This window comes from Gordonia paraffinivorans NBRC 108238, from assembly GCF_000344155.1.
Classification (GTDB): Bacteria; Actinomycetota; Actinomycetes; order Mycobacteriales; family Mycobacteriaceae; genus Gordonia; species Gordonia paraffinivorans.
Window position 1 is genome coordinate 16,076 of sequence record NZ_BAOQ01000043.1, and the last position, 21,779, is coordinate 37,854.

21 protein-coding genes and 1 pseudogene are annotated in these 21,779 nt (G+C 70.4%); 11 read left to right on the forward strand and 11 right to left on the reverse strand.

Translation table 11 applies throughout. From position 1 onward, the window contains the following. Positions 1–59: 59 nt before the first annotated feature. The 4 genes from GP2_RS18375 to GP2_RS18390 form a co-directional block, all read right to left on the reverse strand. Complete coding sequence (locus tag GP2_RS18375; RefSeq protein WP_006902083.1) at positions 60–893, reverse strand: Cof-type HAD-IIB family hydrolase; 834 nt, start codon at positions 891–893, stop codon at positions 60–62. Next, complete coding sequence (locus GP2_RS18380; protein ID WP_083900280.1) at positions 890–1,759, reverse strand: lysophospholipid acyltransferase family protein; 870 nt, start codon at positions 1,757–1,759, stop codon at positions 890–892. The genes GP2_RS18375 and GP2_RS18380 overlap by 4 nt, the downstream gene beginning before the upstream one ends. Positions 1,760–1,838: 79 nt before the next feature. Then, positions 1,839–2,609, reverse strand: a complete 771-nt coding sequence (locus GP2_RS18385; protein WP_083900281.1) for a lysophospholipid acyltransferase family protein — start codon at positions 2,607–2,609, stop codon at positions 1,839–1,841. Between the two features lie 10 nt (positions 2,610–2,619). Then, entirely contained in the window at positions 2,620–3,258 is a 639-nt protein-coding gene (locus tag GP2_RS18390; protein WP_006902086.1) for a TetR/AcrR family transcriptional regulator, read from the reverse strand. Between the two features lie 233 nt (positions 3,259–3,491). On the opposite strand from GP2_RS18390, the gene GP2_RS18395 reads away from it, so the two are divergent. The 5 genes from GP2_RS18395 to GP2_RS22310 all read left to right on the forward strand — a co-directional run bounded on the left by GP2_RS18395 (position 3,492) and on the right by GP2_RS22310 (position 8,075). Continuing rightward, positions 3,492–5,093 carry a Rieske 2Fe-2S domain-containing protein gene (locus GP2_RS18395; RefSeq protein WP_006902087.1) on the forward strand — a complete coding sequence of 534 codons (1,602 nt, stop codon included), beginning with the start codon at positions 3,492–3,494 and terminating at the stop codon, positions 5,091–5,093. A gap of 28 nt (positions 5,094–5,121) precedes the next feature. Next, positions 5,122–5,736, forward strand: a complete 615-nt coding sequence (locus GP2_RS18400) for a TetR/AcrR family transcriptional regulator (RefSeq protein ID WP_006902088.1) — start codon at positions 5,122–5,124, stop codon at positions 5,734–5,736. 118 nt (positions 5,737–5,854) lie between these two features. Next, positions 5,855–7,252: a lipase family protein gene (locus GP2_RS18405; RefSeq protein WP_006902089.1), complete on the forward strand. Its 1,398-nt coding sequence runs from the start codon at positions 5,855–5,857 to the stop codon at positions 7,250–7,252. 165 nt (positions 7,253–7,417) lie between these two features. Then, a complete protein-coding gene (locus GP2_RS18410; RefSeq protein ID WP_006902090.1) occupies positions 7,418–7,822 on the forward strand; it encodes a four-helix bundle copper-binding protein in 405 nt (134 codons plus the stop codon). 61 nt (positions 7,823–7,883) lie between these two features. Then, complete coding sequence (locus GP2_RS22310) at positions 7,884–8,075, forward strand: hypothetical protein (RefSeq protein ID WP_040527447.1); 192 nt, start codon at positions 7,884–7,886, stop codon at positions 8,073–8,075. Between the two features lie 33 nt (positions 8,076–8,108). Here the strand turns inward: GP2_RS22310 and GP2_RS18420 are convergent, their stop codons facing one another. Both GP2_RS18420 and GP2_RS18425 read right to left on the reverse strand, forming a co-directional pair. Beyond that, complete coding sequence (locus GP2_RS18420; protein ID WP_157211735.1) at positions 8,109–9,263, reverse strand: lipase family protein; 1,155 nt, start codon at positions 9,261–9,263, stop codon at positions 8,109–8,111. Between the two features lie 48 nt (positions 9,264–9,311). After that, the gene (locus tag GP2_RS18425; protein WP_006902092.1) at positions 9,312–10,184 is read right to left on the reverse strand and encodes a DMT family transporter; all 873 of its coding nucleotides are present in this window, start codon (positions 10,182–10,184) and stop codon (positions 9,312–9,314) included. Positions 10,185–10,457: 273 nt separating this feature from the next. Between GP2_RS18425 and GP2_RS18430 the strand changes: the two genes are divergently transcribed. After that, positions 10,458–12,125, forward strand: a complete 1,668-nt coding sequence (locus GP2_RS18430) for a DHA2 family efflux MFS transporter permease subunit (RefSeq protein WP_006902093.1) — start codon at positions 10,458–10,460, stop codon at positions 12,123–12,125. 11 nt (positions 12,126–12,136) lie between these two features. On the opposite strand, the gene GP2_RS18435 is transcribed toward GP2_RS18430, so the two are convergent. Further along, positions 12,137–13,072: a DMT family transporter gene (locus tag GP2_RS18435; protein WP_006902094.1), complete on the reverse strand. Its 936-nt coding sequence runs from the start codon at positions 13,070–13,072 to the stop codon at positions 12,137–12,139. An 11-nt stretch (positions 13,073–13,083) separates the two neighbouring features. Then, a complete protein-coding gene (serS, locus tag GP2_RS18440) occupies positions 13,084–14,343 on the reverse strand; it encodes a serine--tRNA ligase (RefSeq protein WP_006902095.1) in 1,260 nt (419 codons plus the stop codon). A gap of 57 nt (positions 14,344–14,400) precedes the next feature. Between serS and GP2_RS18445 the strand changes: the two genes are divergently transcribed. The 3 genes from GP2_RS18445 (at position 14,401) to GP2_RS18455 (ending at position 16,615) form a co-directional block, all read left to right on the forward strand. Beyond that, entirely contained in the window at positions 14,401–15,669 is a 1,269-nt protein-coding gene (locus GP2_RS18445; protein ID WP_040527442.1) for a septum formation family protein, read from the forward strand. Between the two features lie 3 nt (positions 15,670–15,672). Next, positions 15,673–16,023: a metallopeptidase family protein gene (locus tag GP2_RS18450; RefSeq protein ID WP_040527443.1), complete on the forward strand. Its 351-nt coding sequence runs from the start codon at positions 15,673–15,675 to the stop codon at positions 16,021–16,023. Positions 16,024–16,114: 91 nt separating this feature from the next. Beyond that, entirely contained in the window at positions 16,115–16,615 is a 501-nt protein-coding gene (locus GP2_RS18455) for a hemerythrin domain-containing protein (protein ID WP_006902098.1), read from the forward strand. A 48-nt stretch (positions 16,616–16,663) separates the two neighbouring features. Here GP2_RS18455 and GP2_RS18460 read toward each other — a convergent pair whose 3' ends face one another. Both GP2_RS18460 and pheA read right to left on the reverse strand, forming a co-directional pair. After that, the gene (locus GP2_RS18460; protein ID WP_006902099.1) at positions 16,664–17,323 is read right to left on the reverse strand and encodes a histidine phosphatase family protein; all 660 of its coding nucleotides are present in this window, start codon (positions 17,321–17,323) and stop codon (positions 16,664–16,666) included. Then, the gene (gene pheA, locus GP2_RS18465; RefSeq protein WP_040527448.1) at positions 17,323–18,294 is read right to left on the reverse strand and encodes a prephenate dehydratase; all 972 of its coding nucleotides are present in this window, start codon (positions 18,292–18,294) and stop codon (positions 17,323–17,325) included. The genes GP2_RS18460 and pheA overlap by 1 nt, the downstream gene beginning before the upstream one ends. Before the next feature lie 160 nt (positions 18,295–18,454). On the opposite strand from pheA, the gene GP2_RS18470 reads away from it, so the two are divergent. Both GP2_RS18470 and GP2_RS18475 read left to right on the forward strand, forming a co-directional pair. Next, positions 18,455–19,207 (forward strand): DUF2470 domain-containing protein, encoded by a 753-nt coding sequence (locus tag GP2_RS18470; protein WP_006902101.1) that lies wholly within the window; start codon positions 18,455–18,457, stop codon positions 19,205–19,207. A 42-nt stretch (positions 19,208–19,249) separates the two neighbouring features. Beyond that, the gene (locus GP2_RS18475; RefSeq protein ID WP_006902102.1) at positions 19,250–20,047 is read left to right on the forward strand and encodes a CPBP family intramembrane glutamic endopeptidase; all 798 of its coding nucleotides are present in this window, start codon (positions 19,250–19,252) and stop codon (positions 20,045–20,047) included. Here GP2_RS18475 and GP2_RS18480 read toward each other — a convergent pair. Then, a pseudogene (locus GP2_RS18480) lies at positions 20,026–21,419 on the reverse strand (APC family permease). The gene GP2_RS18475 and the pseudogene GP2_RS18480 sit on opposite strands and share 22 nt — an antisense overlap. Between the last annotated feature and the right edge of the window lie 360 nt (positions 21,420–21,779).

Consider the following 21,779-nt stretch of genomic DNA (forward strand, 5'->3'; position numbering starts at 1 on the left):
GGACCATCAGGAGATCCGGCAGACGGAAACGGCAGGCAGACGGCTCGGCGTCGCGCCGGTCAGGAGAACCAGCGTTCGAGGACCCGCGCGACGCCGTCGTCGTTGTTGCCGACGGTGACCTCGTCGGCGGCGTCGAGCGCGGCCTGATGGCTGTGGCCCATCGCCACGCCGTGGGCGGCCCAGCTCAGCATCTCGACGTCGTTCGGCATGTCCCCGAAGGCGATCAGTCCGTCGTCGGGCAGGCCGGTCTCGGCACACAGGCGGGCCAGCCCGGACGCCTTGTGGGTACCCGGCACGGACAGCTCGACGAGACCGTTGTCGGTCGAGAACGTCACCTGGGCGAGGTCGCCGACGTGGGGCCGCAGCCGAGCGGCCATCTCGCCGCTGGGCATCCCCGGCTTGCGCACGAGCAACTTCACCGCCGGCGCGCCGAACACCTCGTCGTCGCCCACCTCGATGTGGTCGGGGTTGAGCCAGGCGTGTTCGTAGCCGGCGCTCGCCACGAACGGCGGCGTGGCCGCGTCGTGTGCGGAGCGTCCGGCGCGTTCGGCCGCGATGCCGCAGCCCGGGAGCACCCGGTGGGCGATCTCGCCGAGGCTCACCAACGCGTCCGGTTCGAGGTTCGCCGACCAGAGCACGCGGTCGTGCTCGGCGTCGTAGAGGATCGCGCCGTTGGCGCACACCGCATAGCGGACGTGGGCGCCGGTGTCGGCGAACTGGTCGGTGATCTCGGCGATCCACCGCGGCGGGCGCCCGGTCGCGAGCACGAACTCGACACCGGCCTCCCGGGCCGCCGCCAGCGTCGCCACCGTGCGCGCCGACACCCGGTTGTCGTCGTCGATCAGCGTGCCGTCCACGTCGCTGGCGATGAGCGTGGGTGGGCCGAAAGTCATCTTCTACCTCTGTCTCTGGCGGTCGCCTCGGCCTCACCGGCGGCCTTTGCCTTACTGGCGGCGACCTCGGCCTTGCGGGCGCGCGCCTCGGCCCTGCGGGTCCGGGCCTCGGCCTTGCGGAGCGCTTCCTCGGTCTCGATCACGGCCGCCTCCTGCGGGGTCGGCGCGGAGCCGCCGAGCCGCGCGGGCACCCAGAACTCCCCCGCCGGGTGGGGGCCATAGGCGTCCTGCACCTCGAGGAGCATCGCGTTCATCGTCTCGCGCAGGCGCTGCGTCTCCTGCTCCGGGCTCCGGTCGGTGTCGACCGTCATCGGCAGGCCGAACCGGACGTGAACCGGGATGCGGCTGCGACCCATGTTCCGCCGGCCGCCCTTGGTCCACTGCCGCTGTGAGCCCCAGACGATCACCGGGATGACCGGGACGCCCGCCTCCGACGCCATCCGGACCGCGCCGCTCTTGAACTCCTTGAGCTCGAAGCTGCGGCTGATCGTGGCCTCCGGATACACCGCGACGAGCTGTCCCTGCCGCAGCCGCGCGACCGCGACCCGGTAGGCGTCGGCGCCGCGGGATCGATCCACCGGCACGGTTCCGGTGTTGCGGACCAGGAACCGCATGATCGCGAGGTCCATGACCTCGGACTTGATCAGGAAGCGGGCCCGGCGCCCCGCCCGCCGCGCGCCGAGTCCGACCGGGATGAAGTCGACGTAGCCGGTGTGGTTGATCGCCAGCACGGCGCCGCCGGACTCCGGGATGTTCTGGATCCCGGTGTAGCGCAGATCGACGCCCTGGGCACGGACGAGTCCGCCGGCGATGATCTCCAGGGCTCGGTACACCGGCTCCCTGCGTCGTCGCACCCCAGTACTCATGGGCACAAGGTTAACGACCGTCCCGACGGCGGGCGTGCTGCCGCTCGTCGACTGCAAGCCTTCTGGATGCGCCGGACGATCAGGCCTCGGTCTCCCCCGCCTCCCGCCGGGCCCGCTTGGCGGCGCGCGCGGCCTGCTCCTCGGCGTCCATGCGGTTGGCCTCCTCCAGCGTCGGGGCCGACCCGCCGAGGCGGGCGGGCACCCAGTACTCGCCCTTCGGGTGCTCGCCATAGGCGTCCTGCAGCTCGTGGAGCTTGGCCTCCATCACCTCGTGGAGGCGTGCGGTGAGGGTCTCGGGGTCGCCGGTCGGCTCGAGGGGTTCGCAGACGCCGATCATGATCTTGAAGTGGTGGCGGCCGAGCTGCTTCGGGTGCCCCTTGGTCCAGACCCGCTGGGCGCCCCAGATGACGTGCGGGATGATCGGCGCTCCCGACTCCAGCGCCATGCGCGCCGCGCCGGTCTTGAAGTCCTTGAGCTCGAAGCTGCGGCTGATCGTGGCCTCCGGGTAGACGCCGACGAGTTCGCCGCGCCTCAGGTACTCGACGGCGGCCCGGTAGCTCTCCGCGCCGGCGGTGCGGTCGACGGGGATGTGCTTGAGCGCGCGCATGATCGGGCCGGAGATCTTGTTGTCGAAGACCTCCTTCTTGGCCATGAAGCGCACCTTGCGGTTCCCCTTGAGGAAGGCCGGGATGCCGGCGTAGGTGAAGTCCAGGTAGCCGGTGTGGTTGATGGCGACGACGCCGGGGCCCTCCGCGGGGACGTGCTCGACGCCGGACACCTTGAAATCCAGTCCCTCGGCCAGCCACATCAGGCGGGCGGCGGCGATCACGGTGTCGTAGACGGGTTCCATGCGGGAAAGCTTAGTCATGCCGGGCGCCGCGACGACCGGTGTCGGGCCCGCCCATCCCGGTGACGGCGAACACGAGGTCGACGGCGGCGTCGGCGAGCTCGTCCGGCGGGAGGGCCAGCCGGCCGTCGATGTGGTCGACGTAGAGCGCCACCAGCGCGCCGGTCAGCGCCGAGGACATCACGGCCAGCCGCTCGGGGGTGTAGGAGCTCCCCTCGGCCACCATCGCGAGGACGGCCTCGACGAAGGCGGGGACGGTGGCGGCGCGGTGCGCGCGCAGCACGTCGTCGGCCAGGGGCTCGCGCAGCAGGATTCGGGCCCGACCGGGGTCGTCGGCGAAGAACCCCCGGATGGCGTCGAGCAGTGCACGGGCACTGCGCCGCGGGTCGGCCGGCCGGTCGACCGCCGCGATCCGGTCGAGCAGCTGTGCGGTCACCCGGTCGTAGACCGCCGTGACGACTTCTTCGGTCGAGGAGAAGCTCTCGTAGAAGTACCGCGGGCTGAGGCCTGCCTCCCGCACCACCGCGCGCATGGTGACCGCGCTCGTCCCGCCGGCCCCCAGCAGGCGCTCGGCGGCGGCGAGCAGTTGCTCGCGCCGGTCCGTCGAGCGATCGGCGAGGGTCTGCCCGCGCCACAGCCTGGCCGAACTCATGTGCTCATCGTCGCATCCCGTGCGCGCCGTCCGCCCGGATCGGATGTTTCACGTGAATCAGGCGATGTTCGCGGCCACTGCGGAGCTCCGAGGTGATCCGGCCGATGGTGAGACCGGTCACCCGCGCGCGGCGCAGGACTCAAGGCCCACGCGGGCGGTGCGGGCGGGTCGATACATTGGAGGACTGTAGTGCTGTGCCGCGTAGCCCCGCGCAACGATGAAAGGCCCTCTTCGTGCAGATCACCAGCATCGGTCATGCCGGTTTCCACATCCAGACGACCGCCGGATCGATCCTCTGCGACCCGTGGGTCAACCCGGCCTACTTCGCCTCGTGGATCCCGTTCCCGGACAACTCCGAGCTCGACTGGAAGAAGCTGGGTGACTGCGACTACCTCTACGTGTCGCACCTGCACCTCGACCACTTCGACGAGCGCAACCTGCGCGACAACGTCAACAAGGACGCGACGGTGCTGCTGCCGGACTACCCCGTCCCGGACCTGCGCCGCGAACTCGAGAAGCTCGGCTTCACCAAGTTCGTCGAGACCACCGACTCGGTGAAGACCACGGTGTCCAACGACAAGGGCTCGCTCGACATCATGATCATCGCGCTGCGCGCGCCGGCCGACGGTCCGCTCGGCGACAGCGCGCTCGTCGTCGACGACGGCGAGACGGTCGCGTTCAACATGAACGACGCCCGCCCCATCGACCTCGACGTCGTGAAGGAGAACTTCGGGCACGTCGACGTGCACATGCTGCAGTACTCGGGCGCCATCTGGTACCCGATGGTCTACGACATCCCACGCAAGTCGAAGGCGAACTTCGCCGCCCAGAAACGACAGCGCGGCATGGACCGGGCCCGCTCCTACATCGAGCAGGTCGGCGCCACCTGGGTCGTACCGTCGGCCGGCCCGCCGATGTTCCTCGACGAGGATCTGTTCGCGCTCAACGACTTCGGATCGTGCGACAACGCCGACGAGACGTCGATCTTCCCCGACCAGGCGACGTTCCTGGAGCAGATGCGCATCCACGGCACCGACGACGGCGAGAAGCATCGCGGGTTGATGATGATCTCCGGCTCGGTCGCCGAGTTCACCGGCTCCACGCTCGACGGGGTCAGCCACCCGTTCCCTCCGGAAGAGGTGTTCGGGGAGAACAAGCGGGCATACCTCGAGCGCATGAAGGAGAAGTTCGCCCCGGTCATCGCCGCCGAGAAGGCCACCTGGGCGCCGGCCGAGGGCGAACCGCTGCTGCCGCAGCTCAAGGAGCTGTTCGAGCCGATCATGGCGCAGTCGGATCTGATCTGCGACGGCATCGGCTACCCGGTCGGCCTGGTGATGACACCCGGCGGCGGCCCGGCCAACGAGCAGACCGAGACCGTGGTCCTCGACTTCCCCAACCGCATCGTGCGGAAACCCAAGGAGGGAGAGGGCAAGTACCGCTACGGTTTCCGCATCGCGACCGAACTCGTCCGCACCGTGCTGCGCGACAACGAGCCGGACTGGGTCAACACGATCTTCCTGTCCACGCGCTTCACGACGTGGCGCATCGGCGGCTACAACGAATTCCTGTACACCTTCTTCAAGTGCCTGACCGACGAGCGCATCGCCTACGCCGACGGCTGGTTCGCCGAGGCCCACGACGACTCGGCCTCGATCGTCAAGGACGGCTGGGAGATCCAGCGCCGCTGCCCGCACCTCAAGGCCGACCTCGACAAGTTCGGCGTCATCGAGGGCGAGAAGCTGACCTGCAACCTCCACGGCTGGCAGTGGGATCTCGCCTCGGGACGCTGCCTGACGTCGAAGGGCCACGAGCTGCGCGCGACCAGGCTCGACTGACCGGGCCCACGACGACCCCGGTGCACCGATGACGGCCGAACGGACCTACGCGGGACGTCCGGTGAGCGACCGCGCAGCCGAGCGCCGGCGCCGCTTCCTCGACGCCGCGCTGGCCGAGTTCAGCGGCACGGGCTATGCGAAGTCGTCGGTGACGTCGATCTGCCGCACCGCGGGACTCTCCCGCCGACAGTTCTACGAACTGTTCAGCGACCGCGAGGACCTGCTCGTCGCGCTGTACGACGAGATCCAGCACGCCGCCCGCGACGCCGTCGTCGACGCCCTGGCCACGGCCGAGACCCGCGACCGTCGCGAACTCGCGACGGCGGCGATGAGGGCGTACATGGAGTCGGTGGGCACCGACCCGCGACGCGCCGAGGTGTCCTTCGTCCAGATCGTGGGCGTGAGCCCGCGTGTCGAGCAGCATCGGCTCGACGGTCGCGAGGAGTGGGTCGAGTTCTTCGTCGCGGCCATGGCGGACTTCGCCGGCCTCCCCCGCGACGATCGCCGACGACACCTCGCGATCGCCTTCGTGGGGGCCCTGACCAGCCTCGTCCATCGCTGGAGCGTGTCGACGGACCCGGCGCCCATCGCCGAGGTCGTGGCGCTGCTCTCCGACATCCTGGTGTCCTTCGCCGACCTGTAGCGACCGGCGAATCCGCCGCGCTCCATTGTGTGCTGCCCCACACCCGTGTATCTTCGCCCGGAGTGTGAGACACAGGCGTCTCACTATTTCTCGAGGGGGCGGCATGGGGAGGACGACGATGAGGGCGCGGCTGACGGCCGCGGCGATCGCGCTGACAACGGTGATCGGTGCCGCGCTCGGCTCGGGGACCGCAGCGGCGGTACCGGTGGCACCCGCTCTCCCGTTCCCCGTGCCGCCGGCGATCCCGGAGTTCGACCAGGACTTCTACCTGCCGTCACCGGCGACGTACGTCGACAAGGTGCCCGGCGAGTTGATCGCGGCGCGGCGGGTCCATCTCGCGGCGTTGTCGGTGATCCCGATCAACGTCGACGCGTGGCAGATCTCGTTCCGGTCCACCAACACCCGCGGCGAGCCGATCCCGGCCGTGGCCACCGTCCTCAAGCCGAAGGGGCCGGCGAAGCCGGGCCCGTCGAAGCTGGTGTCGTGGCAGTCGGCGGAGGATTCGACTGCGCTCTACTGTGCGCCGTCGTATGCGTTGCAGCAGGCGTCGATCCCGGGCGCGCTCACCGGATCGGCGGACTCGGCGTACGAGGTCCTGCAGATCACCTCGCTCGTCGGCGCGGGCTGGTCGGTGGTCATCCCCGACCACCAGGGCCCCGAATCCGCCTTCGCCGCAGGGCCGCTCGCCGGACGCATCACCCTCGACGCCATCCGCGGCGCACGCGACTTCTCCCCCCTCGGACTGAAGAGGGATCTCCGCGTCGGCCTGATGGGCTACTCCGGCGGCGCGATCGCGACGGGCTGGGCCGCCGAACTCCACGAGTCGTACGCCCCGGAGCTCCCGATCGTCGGTGCCGCGGAAGGCGGTGTGCCCGCCGACATCCGGGCGATGGTCGACCTGGCGAACAACAACGCCGCGTCGGGCCTCATCCTGGCGGGCATCATCGGGGTCAGCCGCGAGTACCCGGAACTCGAGCGTTTCCTGCGGCGCCACCTGAACCCGCTCGGAAAGGCGTTGCTGGCGAGCAAGAATCCGCTGTGCCTGACCTACCAGTCCGCCCTGGCGCCGTTCCTGAACATCAAGGGACTGGTGAACCTCCCCGGCGATCCGCTCGACTACCCGACTCCTCGAAAGGTGTTGGGGCAGTTGAAGATGGGAGCGAACGTTCCGGACTTCCCGATGTTCGTCTACCAGTCCAACCCGGACTGGGTCTCGCCGGTGGGCCCGGTGAACGAGTTGGTGCGCACCTACTGCGCGGACCCCGACGCGAGCGTGCGCTACGTCCGCGACCACTTCAGCGAGCACGTCTCGCTGGCCATCGAGGGATTCGCGCCGGCGATCGTGTGGATGCGTGACCGCCTCGACGGCAAGCCCACCGGAGTCGGTTGCACCACCGCCGACCAGGGCTCGATGTCCCTCGACCCGAAGACCTGGCGCGCCTTCGTCAACCTGGTGGGCAACAACCTGGCCCTGTTGATCAACCAAGAACTCGGCAACCCGCCGCGGCTCCCGTAGACACGGAGGCTTCGACGGGCTTGCTGCCGGGGTCCGGGCCGTCGTTGATGTGCACCCCGCATCATCGACGGTCCGGGCGCATCCACCCGGCGTCGGCCGCAGTTTGTCTCCGGGCCACACCGGCAGGTCGTTTGGACCGCGCTGCCCACGGGTAGTCGGCGCCCTATGACCACCGTCAGCGAGTTGCTCCAGTCCCATCCGCAGCGCGACAACATCGACATCGACGTTCTCTCCGAGTGCATCGAGGCGTGCAGCGCGTGCACGCAGGCGTGTATCGCGTGCGTCGACGCATGCCTGGGAGAACGCGACGTCGACGCTCTTATCGAGTGCATCCGCACCGATCTGGACTGCGCCGACCTGTGCACGGTCACCGAGCACGTGCTGTTGCGCATGACCCATGCGAACGTCGCCGTCGTGCGCGAGACCCTCGAGGCCTGCGCGGTCGCCTGCAAGACGTGTGCCGACGAATGCGCGCAGCACGCCGAGATGCATCAGCCCTGCCGCACCTGCGCCGACGCGTGTCGGCGCTGCGAGGCGGCTTGCAACCGTCTGCTCGAGATCCTCGGCTGACCGCCGGCGAACCACCCCCACCCCCGAACAGAGGAGAACCGCAACGGCCCGCTACCGCGTCCTGGACTCGAACGAGAACGTCGTCGAGGAGAAGGAATTCGACGACGCCACCGGCGCATACGACTGGTTCAAGACCGTCGCCGCTCCCGATGACAGCCTCGGCACCGTCATGCAGGTCCACGACGAGGGCGGATGGAAGAACTTCGAGGTGTCCGACGGCGGTACGAACCCGAATCCCTCCGCCGACGCCTGAGTCACTCCGGTCGCCGGGGTCAACCGGGCGCGGTCAGCACCCCCGCGCCGGTTGCCCGGCGAACCGCTGCCCGAGGTACCCGACCGCTTCCGCGGTGAACGGGAGCAGCGCCTCGGTGTGTGACATGCCGCGGTACGCGGTGAACGTCGTGGCGACGCCCCTCCGGCAGTAGCCCGACGCCAGGGCGGCGACGTCGCCGCTGATCATCAGCCCGTCACCGATGCCGTCGGAGTTGCCGACGCCGAGCAGCATCGGCGTCCGCGGCGTCCCGAGGGTGCCCATGACGTTCTTCGCGATGGCCTGCCGCACCCCGGGCACGTCGAGAAGCCCGCCCACTCCCGGCCGGAGCAGGTCCTGGTCGGTGAGACCGGGGTACGCGTCGGCGAACTGCGCGATGCACTCACCCGAGATCTGCCTCAGGATGCGCGAGCCCTTCGGCGACAGGTAGGGCTGGATGTCCAGGTCGTAGGTGTCGTTGTAGACCGCGGTCAGGGCGGGGATGACCCCGGTCCACTGCCGCTTCCCGTTGACGTAGCCCAGGTTGTGGGCGGGGTTCACCGGTATCCCGCCGGCGGCCGCCCCGATCACGTTCAGTTCCGGCGCATAGGTGGGCGCGAGCTCCGCGCCGAAACCGGTGGGCACCGATCCGCCGGAGTAGCCGAAGAGGGCGATCGGCGTCCGGCGCGGCGCCTTCAGATACCGCAGGGTGGCCCGCACACCGTCGAGCGCGGTGTACGCGGATTCTCGGGCCATGGTCCAGCGCAGCCCCGGACCCTCGTAGTCGGGCACCGACACCGTGAACCCGGCGGTCATCAGCGCGGTGATGGACGGCAGGTCGATGGGCTCGGTCGTCATGTTGCCTCCCCGCAGCGTGTGCGAGGGATCGCACTGCGCGCCGAGGGCGTCGTAGAAGGAGTGGTAGGACACGACCCGCCGAGGCGCGCCGGGCCCGACTCCGGGCGGAGAGAGCACGGTGGTGACCGTCGCCGAGGGCCCGTCGAAGTTGTCGGTGGTGCGGTAGAGGAGCTGCGTCGCGGTGACCGGCACGCTGGTGCCGCGCCATCCGAGTGCGACCTGCCTGGTGCGCAGGATGTCCCCCGGCGCGCGGCGTTCGTAACCCGACGGCGGCGTGTAGAACGGGTCCTGGCTCGGCAAGTGCGCCGGCGCCGTCGCACTCCGCGACCGGATCGGGGCAGGTCGTCGCGGATTTCTCCCCGCCCGGACGCGCGGCGTCGGTCAGCCGGCGTCCTCGCCCGCCCGCTCGACCTGCTCGACCACCGGCGACATGGCCACCACGACCGCCCCGATCACCGCGGCGATGAAGGCGACCACCGCCACCGGCCCCCAGCCGGCGCGCACGGTGTCGCCGAGGATGACGATGCCGACGACGCCGGGCACCACGGTCTCGCCGACGACCAGGGAGGCCGACGCGGCGCTCACCGAGCCCTTCTGCAGGGCGACGGTGAACATGTAGAAGCCGCCCGGGCCGCACAGGATGATCGCGTAGAGCGCGGGATCGGTGAACAGCTCGGCGAGGTCGAAGGGATCGAGCCCGTCGAGGATGCGCACCGCCACGGCCAGCACGCCGAACAGCACGCCGCCGGACAGGCCGGCCAGGACCGCGACGCGGCTCTGCATCCGCGGCAGGACCGCCACGCCGATCCCGAGGATGACCACGCCGACACCGAGCACCGCCCAGTGCAACCACTCCTCGTGCTTGCGACCCTCGTCGCCGGCCGCGAAACCGAGCAGGACGAGCGAGAGGACGACCACCCCGACCGCAATCCAGTCTCGTTGCGACAACCGCGATTTGAGCACGATGGTCGCCAGCACCACGGTCACGACGAGGTTGGCGCTGACGATCGGCTGCGCGAGGAACAGCGGGATCATGCGCGCGGCCACCATGTTGCCGAGGAAACCGATGGCGTCGAGCGCCATCCCGGCGACGAACGCGAACGTCAGCATCGCCGCGATCGTCGAACGCAGCGACGGCGCCTCGCCGGGGCCGGCACCGGTGTCGGTGACGCTTTGCGCCCCGCGGGCCTGGAGCACCGACGCCGTTCCGTACGCGAGCGCCGCGAAGATCGCCGCGAGGATTCCGAGGAGCATCCGCCCAGTATCGCCGCACGGCGACGAGAACCGCTCACCCACCCCGGCTTTCGGCACGCAACTGTTCCCGGCCCGTCACGGATCGGCCCGGACCCCTCCCCGCGGCGGCCCGGAGAAGACCGCCCGCCGGTGGTTCGGAGCACCACTTCGGTGCCGTCCGACCATCGAAACTAAGACATCCGGGGAAACCCGACATGCGCGATCTCGATCAGCTGATCCAATCGGTTACTGTCTCCGATTCGGGCAAGCCCGACAGGAAGGATCAGCCCCCCCATGACCACTGAAGCATCCGACGACGTATCGGACGAACCGCGCGCGACCAGCCGCCAATGGCTGGGTCTGGCCGTTCTGGCGACCGGCCTGTCGATGATCGTCGTCGACGGCACCATCGTGAACGTCTCGCTCCCGGTGATCATCGACGACCTGAAACTCGACCTGACCGACGCGCAGTGGGTCAACAGCCTCTACTCGGTGGTCTTCGCCGCGCTGCTGCTGTCCGCGGGCAGGCTCAGCGACCGGATCGGCCGGCGACTGCTGTTCATCGTCGGCGTGGCGGTGTTCCTCGCCGGCAGCCTCCTGGCCGCGGCCGCCGACGACTCGACGTCGCTGATCTGGGCGCGCCTCATCCAGGGCATCGGCGGCGCGGCCGTGCTGCCGTGCACGCTATCGACGGTGAACGCGACCTTCCGCGGCAAGGACCGGGTGATCGCGTTCGCGGTCTGGGGTTCGGTCATCGCGGGCATGGCCGCAGTCGGTCCGCTTCTCGGCGGCTGGCTGACCACGGACTTCTCGTGGCGATGGATCTTCCTGGTGAACGTGCCGATCGGCATCCTGGTCGTCCTCGGCGCCCTGCTCGTCGTGGACGAGACCAAGGCCGAGATCGCGGTTCCCGGACTCGACGTGGTCGGCCTGCTGCTCAGCATGCTCGGCTTCGGCGCGCTGATCTTCGCGCTCATCGAGGGCCAGAGCATCGGCTGGTGGAAGCCGATCGCGGATTTGAAGATGCCGGGGGTCACCTGGTCGACCGACGCGCCGGTCTCCGCGACCCCGGTCGCCGCGCTGGTCGGCATCGTCGCGCTCGCCGCATTCGTCGTCTGGGAGCGGCATCGGGCACGCGCCGGGGAGTCGGCGATCCTCGACCTCTCGCTGTTCCGGTTCCGCACGTTCAGTGCGGGCAACGTCACCGCCACCCTGGTGGCGATCGGCGAGTTCGGCCTCCTGCTCATCCTGCCCCTGTTCCTGGTCAACGCCTACGGCCTGTCCACGCTCGGCGCCGGGTACGTGCTCGCCGTGATGGCGGTCGGCGCCTTCCTGTCCGGCGGTATGGCCCGCCAGGTGGCGGGCCGCTTCGGGGCCCCGCGCACCGTGATGATCGGCCTGGCCCTCGAGGCGTTCGGCGTGCTGGTGTTCGCGCTCTACCTGCGCCCGACGTCGGAGGCCTGGGTGCTCGCCATCCTGCTCGCCGTCTACGGCGCCGGCCTGGGCCTCGCGTCCGCGCAGCTGACCGGCACCGTCCTGGTCGACATCCCCACCGATGAATCCGGCCAGGGATCGGCGACGGAGAGCACGGCGCGTCAGCTCGGCGCAGCACTCGGCACGGCCATCCTCGGTACGGTCCTGTCGCTGTTCCTCGCGCACAGCCTCCCCGACCGTCTCGAGCCGATCGCCCTGCCCTCGCAGGTCGAGACCCCGATCGTCGACGCCACCCGCGACTCGGCGGGCAGCACGATCCCGGCGATCCGCCACGAGGGCGACCACGGTAGCTTCGGTGCGGAGGGCCCGGCTGTCGCCAAGGCCCTGGAGGACGGCTTCGCCGACGCGACCCGCTGGTCGCTGTTCGTCGCCGCCGGCTTCCTGTTCCTCGGCTTCCTCTCCTCGTTCCTGCTGCAGTCGCGGCGGCGCGACCCCGACGCCGCGCCGGTGGCCGGCTCGAGCAGCTGACGCGCGCCGGATCAGGTGTTCCGATCTCCCCGCGGGGTGTGCCCATACCCCGCGGGGAGATTCGTCGCCTCGGCGCTCTCGACCGCGGTGACCGCGCCCGAGGAGGCGAGGGCGACGCCGCCGCCGACCGCGGCGATGAAGGCCACGATCGCGACGGGTCCCCAACCCGCCCGGGTCACGTCGCCGAGGAAGGCGATGCCGACCGCGCCGGGCAGCACCGTCTGACCGACGACGAGCGCGGCGGCGGCACCGTTGACCGATCCCGTCTGCAGCGCGACGGTGAACAGGTAGAAGCCGCCGATGCCGCTGATCAGCAACGCATACAGCGCCGGGTCGGTGAACAGCACGACGAGATCGAACGGCTCGACGCCGACCAGGATGCGCGAGGCCACGGCCATCACGCCGAACACCGCGCCGGCGATGAGTCCGGTGACCGAGGCGATGTGCTTCTTCAGGCGGCGCATCAGCAACAGCCCGAGCACGATCAGCGCCGGACCTGCCACCAGGACCGCCCACCTCATCCACGTCGGGTGATCGACGCCCTCGCGTCCGGCCGACGCGGCCAGCAGCGCCAGGGACACGACGACCACCGCACCGGCGATCCAATCACGCAGCGCCAGATGCACTTTCAGCACGACCATGGCCAGCAGCGCGGTGGCGACGAGTCGCGCGGAGATGATCGTCTGCGACAGGAACAGCGGGATCAGCCGGGCCGAGGCGATCGTCGCGACGAAGCCGACGAGGTCGAAGGCGAACCCGATCAGGAACGGGACCGTCAGCATCGTCAGCGCGGTCGACTTCAGCGACGGATGCGCACCCGCGGATCGCCGGCGCTCCTCGCGGATGGCCGCACGCTGTGAGACCTGTTCGGCGCCGAGCGCCTGCAGGACAGCCGCCGCGGCGAAGGCGAGAGCCCCGATGACCGCGATGACGATCCCGAGGACCATGACGACTCAGTTCACTGCGGGGTGAGGACGTCGGTGCCGACGAACTTCGCCAGCTCGGGCGGCAGCTTCACCGAGCCGTCGGGCTGCTGGTGGTTCTCCAGGATCGCCACGAGCCAGCGGGTCGTGGCCAGGGTGCCGTTCAGCGTCGCCGCGACCTGCGGCTTGCCGTTGGAGTCGCGGTAGCGGATCGACAGGCGCCGGGCCTGGAAGGTGGTGCAGTTCGACGTCGAGGTGAGCTCCCGGTACGTGTTCTGCGTCGGGATCCAGGCCTCGCAGTCGAACTTCCGGGCCGCCGACGAACCGAGGTCGCCGCCGGCCACGTCGATGACGCGGTAGGGCACGTCGATCGCGGCGAGCATCTCCTTCTCCCAGTTCAGCAGGCGCTGGTGCTCGGCCTCGGCATCCTCGGGTTTGCAGTAGACGAAGCCCTCGACCTTGTCGAACTGGTGCACGCGGATGATGCCGCGGGTGTCCTTGCCGTAGCTTCCCGCCTCGCGGCGGAAGCACGTCGACCAGCCGGCGTAGCGCTTCGGCCCGTCGGACAGGTCGAGGATCTCGTCCATGTGGTAGCCGGCCAGCGGCACCTCCGACGTGCCGACCAGGTACAGGTCGTCGTCCTTGTCGAGGTGGTAGACCTCGTCGGCGTGGGCGCCGAGGAAGCCCGTGCCCTCCATGACCTCCGGGCGCACCAGAACCGGCGGGATCATCAGCTGGAAGCCGTTGGCCGCGGCCTTCTGCGCGGCCATGTTCAGCAGGCCGAGCTGCAAGAACGCGCCCTGGCCGGTGAGGAAGTAGAACCGCGAGCCCGAGACCTTGGCGCCGCGCTCCATGTCGAGCAGGCCCAGCGACTCGCCGAGCTCCAGGTGGTCCTTGGGGTTCTCGATCTCGCGGACCTCACCGACGTGCTCGAGGACCACGTAGTCGTCCTCGCCCCCGGCGGGCGCCTGCGGCGCGACGATGTTGGAGATCGCGCGGTGCGCCCGCGCGGTGGCCGCCTCGGCCTCGGCCTGCCGGGCGACGGCGGCCTTCACCTTCTCGGCGAGTTCCTTGCCCTTGGCGAGCAGCGCCTGCTTCTCCTCGCCCTGCGCCTTGCCGACCTGTTTGCCGAGCGCCTTCTGCTCGGATCGAAGCGTGTCGGCCTCCACGATCGCCGAGCGACGCTCCGCATCGGCCTCGAGAAGGGCATCCACCAGACCGGGGTCCTCGCCGCGGGCGCGCTGCGAGGCGCGGACCAGATCCGGGTCGTCTCGAACAATCTTCAGGTCGATCACGCTTTCAAACCCTACTTGAGCGCAGGATCCGAAACGGGCCAGGCATGATGGATCCCGATGAACACGCCCGACCCCGATCGCGCCAGGCGCGCCCCGGACGAGTCCGATCCCGGGCACGCAGCCGAGACCGCACCCATCGCCGAGTCGGTGCCGACCGACGACTTCGCTCCGGTCGACCCGTCCGGCACCCACGAGCCGCACCCGGACACCGACGGCGATGCACACGGCGCCACCGTCGCCGCCGGCACGCCGGCCCGGTCGTCCGGCCGCAGGATCGGCCGCAACCCGGTCCTCGTCGTCCTCGTCGCGATCGTCGTCGGCGCCATCGCCGCGGGCGGCGTCGCATACGCGGCAGGCGTCTTCGACGATTCCGGCAGTGTCGGCGGCAGCGACATCGGCGAGCGCAAGCTCGTGCAGAACGCCTTCACCCAGTCGGTGGCCGGCGACTGCCTGGACTGGCCCGAGGGCGATCCCGGCAATCCGTCGAAGGTGGGATGCGAGCACAAGCACCGCTTCGAGGTGGCCGGCGGCATCGACACCTCGCTGATCCCGAGTTCGGAGTTCGGCGAGGACGCGCCGTGGCCGGGCCCGGAGCGCTTCGCGGCGATCCGCGACGAGCAGTGCCCGATCGTCGTCGACCAGTACCTCGACGGCCGGCTCGACCCGCAGGGGCGGTTCGCGGTCGGCATGATGTACCCCTCGCAGGACCAGTGGGGCAAGGGCGCCCGCGAGCTGCGCTGCGGCATCCAGGAGAACGGGCCCGACGGCCTGCCCGCGCAGTTCTCCGGCCGCGTCGCCGACCAGAACCAGTCGTTCGTGTGGCCGGAGGGCACCTGCATCGGCATCGATCCCGAGGACCGCTCACCGACCGGCTTCCCGGTGAACTGCGCCGAGCCCCACGCATTCCAGACCACCGGCATCGTCGACCTCGCGGTCCGCTTCGGCGACCGGATGTCGGACAAGCCGTGGCCGCCGACCGGCGCGCAGAACAGCTACCTGGAGTCGATCTGCCCCAAGCAGGCCGAACGCTTCGCGGGCGGCGCGGACAAGCTCGACCAGACCACCCTCAACGTGCAGTGGTCGGTGCTCTCGGAGCCGAGCTGGCTGGCCGGCAGCCGCAAGGTGGTCTGCTACCTGGGCCTGCCCGACAAGCGCGGCGGTTTCGCCACCCTCGTCGGCGACGCCAAGGAGGGCACGCTGCTCATCAACGGCAAGGCCCCGGTCCCGCCGCCGGCCGCCCCGCCCGGTCGCGCGCTGCCCACGCCGGTGCCGCTGCCGCCGGGTATCGCGCCGAACCCGGCCGAAGTCCCCGCGCCGGCGGGCTGACCCATGCCGGTCAGGATGTCCGACGACGAGTTCGACGGGCTGGTCTCGGATGCGCTCGACACCATCCCGTCGGAACTCACCGACGAGATGAACAACGTGGTGATCCTCGTGGAGCCGCGCAACCCGGAGGAGCCCGACATCCTCGGGCTGTACCAGGGCATCGCGCTCACCCTGCGCGACCACGACTACGGCGGGTACCTGCCCGACACGATCACCATCTATCGCGAACCGATCCTCGCCATGTGCGATTCGCGCGAGGAGGTGGTGCACGAGGTGGCGGTGACCGTCATGCACGAGATCGCCCACCACTTCGGCATCGACGACGAGTGGCTGCACGCCAACGGCTGGGGCTGACCGGCGCGTCGATCCGCCCGCGGCAGGTTTGGCCCCGGGGCGTACGAGGAATACGGGGGGCACCGGTTCAGCCCACCGTAGGAGCACACCCATGTCGACCGACGCCATCGTCATCCTCAAGGACGAACACAAGGAGATCCGCAAGCTGTTCCGCGACTTCCGGTCCGCGGGAGACAACGCCGTCAAGACCAAGGGCAAGATCGTCGACAAGATCATCGAGGCCCTGACGGTGCACACCTACATCGAGAACGAGGTGATGTACCCCGAGATCCGCAGGCGGGTCCCCGAACTCGAGGACGACATCCTCGAGTCCTACGAGGAACACCACGTCGCGGATGTGCTCGTCGTCGAACTGGCCGGGATGAGCCCGGACGCCGAGCGATTCGACGCCAAGACCACGGTCCTCATCGAGAACGTCGAGCACCACATCGAAGAGGAAGAGGACGAGTGGTTCCCCAAGGTGCGGGAAGCGCTCGGCCGCAAGGAGCTCCGGGAGATCGACGAGGAGATGCTCGCGCGCCGCGAGAAGGCCCCGCGGCGCCCCTCCCAGCCGTCGGCGCTCAAGAAGACGGTGGACGCGATCATCAAGTAGCCGGCCCGGGGAAATCGCCCGGCCAGGCCTCGGGCCGTGGGCGACAGGTCAGCCCATGGGGTCGTCGACGAGCGGTTCGTCGACGCGCCCGAACGGCGCGGTCGTCGCACCCCACCGATGGCAGGCCCACACCCCGTCGACGTACTCGAGCTCGATGGAGCCGGTGTTGCCCAGGTGCGTCGCCGCGGCGAAGCGCGAGTCGATACCGGCCAGTCGTGCGGCGATGAGGCGGATGGCCGCACCGTGGCTGACCAGGAACACCTCCCGCCGGCGGGTACCGGTCAGGTACTGCGCGGCCAGGTCCTCGATCGTCGGGATGTAGCGCTCGTAGACCATCTCCAGCGATTCGCCGCCGGGGATGCGGACGTCGAGGTCGCCGGCGTGCCACCGCTCCATCACCTGGTGGAAGGTGTCGTGGGCCTCGCGGTCGGAACGGTCCTCGAGGTCGCCGGCCTGGACCTCGTGCACTCCGTCGATCGCCTCGGTCTCGACGTCCCACACCGAGCCGATGAGCTCTGCGGTCTGCCGGGCCCGGATGGCGTGCGAGCTGACCAGGAGCACGTCCTCGCGCGGCTCGTTCTCCAGGCCGAACCGAACCCCTTGCCGCGCACCGAAATCGGTGAGGGAGGCGCCGGGCAGGGCGGTGTCGAGGCGACGCATGACGTTCGCCGTGGTCTCGCCGTGACGGACCAGGTGCAGGCGCGCCATCAGTACTCACCTCGGCGCATCGCCGCGACCCAGGCCAGCGACTCGTCCTGATCCGGTGGCGGGGTGCCGGTGGTGCGGGCCGCCGGCCACGACCCCAGGTACACCACGCGCTCACACCGTCGGTGAAGCGCCGCAAGGGCCTCGGCGACTGCGGCGTCGTCGATGTGACCGACGGCGTCGAGGAAGAAGCGGTAGCGCCCGGCGATCGCCCGGCCCTCCGCCTCGTCGCGCTGCGGTCGCGACTCGATGCGCGTGAGATCGATCCCCCGGGAGGCGAACTCGTTCATGGCCGCCATCAGGCTGCCGGGCTCGTTGGCCAGGTCGAGGATGACCGACGTGCGGTCGGTGCCGGTCCGCCGCGTCGGAGCCGCGGGGCGTCCGAGGACGAGGAATCGCGTGGTGGCCTCCTTGGCGTCGCAGACGCCGTCGGCGAGCACCGTGAGGTCCGACAGCCGCGCGGCGAGGCCGGTGGTGACCGCGGCGTCGGCCCGGCCCGCGGCGACGTCCTGGGCCGCAGCGGCGTTCGAACCCGAGGTGAGGAACTCCGCGTTCGGGAAGAGCTCGGCGACCGAGCGCCGGACCTGCGCCGAGGCCACCGGATAGGCCGCGATGGTGCGGACCTCCTCATTGGCCATCGGTGCGGCGGCGGCGATCGTGAAGGCGATGTCGAGGACCGTCTCGGCGAACACCTGGACGCGTCCGGCCGCGCCGGAGCTCGCCGGCGGCACGAGCGCGTCCATGGTCGCCGGGACCGAGCCCTCGAGGGAGCTCTCCACCGGGACGCAGCCGTAGTCGGCCTCACCGCTGCGGACCATCGCGATGGTCGCCGCGGGGCTCGACGTCGCCACCTTGGTGACGCCGCCGGTCAGGTCGAGGCCGCCGAGCGAGGGGTCGTGAGAGGCGAGAACCTCATCGAGTGCCATCTCGGCGAAGGTTCCGCGCGGGCCGAAGTAGGCGATGACAGGCACCACACGAGAGTAGTGGACGCCGGCGGATGCTCTGGTGAGGCCGCGTTCGGCCGACACATGGGGTACGAGGACCCATTGACGCGCGAGGCACGGCTATTTAGGTTAGGGTTACCTTCCAAAGCACACGCCACGGTGCCCCACGACGCGCCCATCGGAGACAGACATGACGCGAACGACGACCGCCCGACCCACGGACGCCGAGATGATCCAGACGGCCTGTCGGCGACTGGGACCGGCGTTGCTCGCCGTCGAGGGCGCCGAGACCACTCCGATCGACGTCGTCCACCTCTTCGAGTCCCAGGCCTTCCTGCTCGTGCCGACCCACGGCGAGGCGATGGCCGCCGTCGACGATGCCGAGGGCACCCCGGCGATGCTCGAGGTCACCGACTGGGCGCCGATCGACCTGCGCGAACGCGTGCGCTCGGTGATCTGGCTCAACGGCACCCTGTTCCCCGTCCCGCGCGACCTCGAACGGGATCTGGCGATCGAGATCGCCGGCGAGCATCCCGACGACGGCCTGCTCGACATCGGCCACGGCGCGTCGATGCTGCGCCTGCAGGTCGAGACCGCGGTGATCGCGTCGGGTGCGGGCGCCGCGTCGGTGCCGGCCGCGGAACTCGCCGACGCGACCCCGGACCCGTTCTGGGAGTGTGAGGCCGGATGGCTGGCCCACCTCGACGCCGATCACGCCGACCTCGTCGGGCAGCTCGCCCGCCGGCTCCCCGACGACCTGCGCAGGGGCCGCGTGCGCCCGCTCGGGCTGGACCGGTTCGGCATCCGCTTCCGCATCGAGGGTCCCGCCGGCGACTCCGACGTCCGGCTCCCCTTCCCGCGGCCGGTGTCGGACGTCGTCGAACTGTCCCGGGCGCTGCGCAACCTCGCGGGTTGCCCGTTCCTGAACTCGATGCCGGACTGAGCACACACCTCGCCGGGCGCCGGATTCCCTAGGCTGTCCGGCATGCCATTGCGCGAATACCTGCGGCCGTCACCGCACGGCATCCCGGTCGTCACCGATCGGACCGAACGACGCGGCCTCATCGTCGAACTCGTGATCGTCGGTGTGCTGACCTTCGCGTTCTCCGCATTGTCGGCGGCCCTCGCGCTCGCCGAGACGCAGCTGACCGCCGGCATCGGCCAGACGACGGTCGCACTCAATCCCAGTCGCTCCGACCTCGCGCTGATCGACGCGGTGCGCCAGGTGATGAGCGTCGCGCGCCTGTTCGCGATCGCCGGACTCGGCGCCTACCTGTTGTGGCGCAGCGGGATCGGGCTCAAGCGCGTCGGCCTCGGCCGCTGGTCCCCGCGCCGCGACGTCCCGGCCGGGCTCGTGCTCGCCGCGGTCATCGGTCTGCCCGGGCTCGCCCTCGTCGCGGTCGCCCGCGCACTCGGCCTCAACGCGAGCCTCGTCCCGAGCCAGGCCGACACCTGGTGGGAGTGGCCGGTCCTCGTCCTCGTCGCCATCGGCAACGCGGCCGCCGAGGAGATCGTCGTCGTCGCGTACTTCATCACGCGCCTGCGCCAGCTCGGCGCCTCCGAGACCGGGTCACTGCTCGCCAGCGCGGTGCTCCGCGGGGGCTACCACCTGTACCAGGGCTTCGGCGCCGGCCTCGGCAATGTGGTGATGGGCCTCGTCTACGGCCGGTTCTTCCAGGTCACGGGCCGGACCTGGCCGCTCGTCATCGGGCACGGGGTGATCGACGTGGTGGCCTTCGTCGGATACGCGTTGCTCCGCGATCACCTGTCCTGGGTGGGCTGAGACGCCGTCGCCGAAGCGCTGTCGGATGTCCCATCGGCATCCGTACCGCCCGGCCCGGGAGCCCGTCCACGTCCGCCGGAACCCGTGACCCGGGCCAGGACGAACAGCACCAGGCCCACGGCGATGAGGACGCCGGCACGCAACCAGGTCGCGGCGCTCTGCTGGGTCATGAGCAGGATGCACGTGCCGACGGCGAGGACCGGCACGATGGTCCACACCCGGAAGTGATCGGCGTCGACGACGTCGCGACGCAGCACCAGGACGGCGACATTGGTGCTCAGGAAGACGAACAGCAGCAACAACACGACGGTCTCGGCGAGCTCGGCCACCGAGCCGGTCGCCGCGAGGATCATCGCGATCGCGGTGGTGGCGACGATCGCGGCCCACGGCGTGCGCCGGCCCGGCAGCACGCGGGCGAGCATCGACGGGAGCAGTCCGTCACGCGCCATCCCGAACGTCAGCCGCGAGGCCATGATCATCGTGAGCAGGGCCCCGTTGGCGACGGCGATCAGCGCGATGAGCGAGAAGAGCCGCTCGGGCACGCCGACGTCGGCGATCGAGACCACCTCCAGGAGCGGGCCGCTCGAGGAGGCGAGCTGCTCCGGCGGCGCGACGATCGACACCCCGAGCCCGACCAGCATGTACACGACACCGGCGGTCAGCAGCGCGCCGAACAGCGCCTTCGGGTAGACGCGACGCGCGTCGCGCATCTCCTCGGCCATGTTCGCCGAGGTCTCGAAGCCCATGAACGAGTAGTAGGCGAGCACCGCCGCGGCGAGCACCGCGAAGGCGGGGGTGGCGGATTCGTCGAACTCGATGACGCGATGCGGCTCTCCGTCCCCGCGACCGAGGACGAGACCGGCGAGGACCACGACGAGGACGAGACCGGACACCTCGATGACCGTCATCACGACGTTGGCGCCCAGCGACTCGCGGATGCCGCGCGCGTTCAGCAGCGCCACGGCGACCAGGAACACCAGGGCCGCAGGGGTCGTCGGCGAAGGCGAGCGACAACCCCCGCCGCGCTCGTGACGCCCGCGGCGAGCATGCAGAAGCCGACGAGGAAGGACACCGGCGACGAGCGGTAGGCGCGCGCGGCGAACACCGCCGCGCCCCCGGCCTGCGGGTACTTCGTGACCAGCTCGGAGTAGGAGCCGGCCGTCAGCAGCGCCATCACGAGCGCGGCGAGCAGCGGCACCCAGATGGCCCCGCCGACCTTGCCCGCCATCTCGCCCACCAGGGCGTAGATCCCCGCACCCAGGACGTCTCCGAGGATGAACAGGAACAGCAGTCTGCCGGTGATCGCCCGCTTGAGCGGGGTGGAGGTCTCGGCGTTCCCGGTCTCCGGCCGGGTGGCGACGTCGTCGGTCATGAGGGCCTGCATACCCCGTCCGAGCACGAACGATGCGTACATTGGTGAGGATGAACGAGCAGGCCCCCCCGATCATGCGGCGTGGTCGGCCGGGTCCGCAGGTGCCTCCTCCCGGTCGGCCGGGCGGTGGCACCCCGCCGCGTCATCTGCCGCCCCAGCAGCCCGCCGGATGGCCCGGTCCCCCGCCGCCTCCCGGAGGTCGGAACGCTCCCCCGCCGCCTCAGGTCGGCGCACCGGCGCCGCATCCGCAGGCGATCCCCCGCATACCCGCGCACGGACCGGTCCCCGGCCGCACGCCGCAGCGTCCCGCAGCGAGACCGGAGCCCCGTCCGGTCGGGACCCATGCGCCCACGCAGAAGC

Bases quoted from the DNA above. Each gene is read 5' to 3' on its own strand.
- GP2_RS18375 (WP_006902083.1), bottom strand. From the start codon at position 893: ATGACTTTCGGCCCACCCACGCTCATCGCCAGCGACGTGGACGGCACG.
- GP2_RS18435 (WP_006902094.1), bottom strand. From the start codon at position 13,072: ATGGTCCTCGGGATCGTCATCGCGGTCATCGGGGCTCTCGCCTTCGCC.
- GP2_RS18460 (WP_006902099.1), bottom strand. From the start codon at position 17,323: ATGGCGCGCCTGCACCTGGTCCGTCACGGCGAGACCACGGCGAACGTC.
- GP2_RS18400 (WP_006902088.1), top strand. From the start codon at position 5,122: ATGACGGCCGAACGGACCTACGCGGGACGTCCGGTGAGCGACCGCGCA.
- GP2_RS18475 (WP_006902102.1), top strand. From the start codon at position 19,250: ATGCCATTGCGCGAATACCTGCGGCCGTCACCGCACGGCATCCCGGTC.
- GP2_RS18470 (WP_006902101.1), top strand. From the start codon at position 18,455: ATGACGCGAACGACGACCGCCCGACCCACGGACGCCGAGATGATCCAG.
- GP2_RS18405 (WP_006902089.1), top strand. From the start codon at position 5,855: ATGAGGGCGCGGCTGACGGCCGCGGCGATCGCGCTGACAACGGTGATC.
- GP2_RS18380 (WP_083900280.1), bottom strand. From the start codon at position 1,759: ATGAGTACTGGGGTGCGACGACGCAGGGAGCCGGTGTACCGAGCCCTG.
- GP2_RS18430 (WP_006902093.1), top strand. From the start codon at position 10,458: ATGACCACTGAAGCATCCGACGACGTATCGGACGAACCGCGCGCGACC.
- GP2_RS18450 (WP_040527443.1), top strand. From the start codon at position 15,673: ATGCCGGTCAGGATGTCCGACGACGAGTTCGACGGGCTGGTCTCGGAT.
- GP2_RS18390 (WP_006902086.1), bottom strand. From the start codon at position 3,258: ATGAGTTCGGCCAGGCTGTGGCGCGGGCAGACCCTCGCCGATCGCTCG.
- GP2_RS18410 (WP_006902090.1), top strand. From the start codon at position 7,418: ATGACCACCGTCAGCGAGTTGCTCCAGTCCCATCCGCAGCGCGACAAC.
- GP2_RS18455 (WP_006902098.1), top strand. From the start codon at position 16,115: ATGTCGACCGACGCCATCGTCATCCTCAAGGACGAACACAAGGAGATC.
- GP2_RS18385 (WP_083900281.1), bottom strand. From the start codon at position 2,609: ATGGAACCCGTCTACGACACCGTGATCGCCGCCGCCCGCCTGATGTGG.
- GP2_RS18425 (WP_006902092.1), bottom strand. From the start codon at position 10,184: ATGCTCCTCGGAATCCTCGCGGCGATCTTCGCGGCGCTCGCGTACGGA.
- GP2_RS18445 (WP_040527442.1), top strand. From the start codon at position 14,401: ATGAACACGCCCGACCCCGATCGCGCCAGGCGCGCCCCGGACGAGTCC.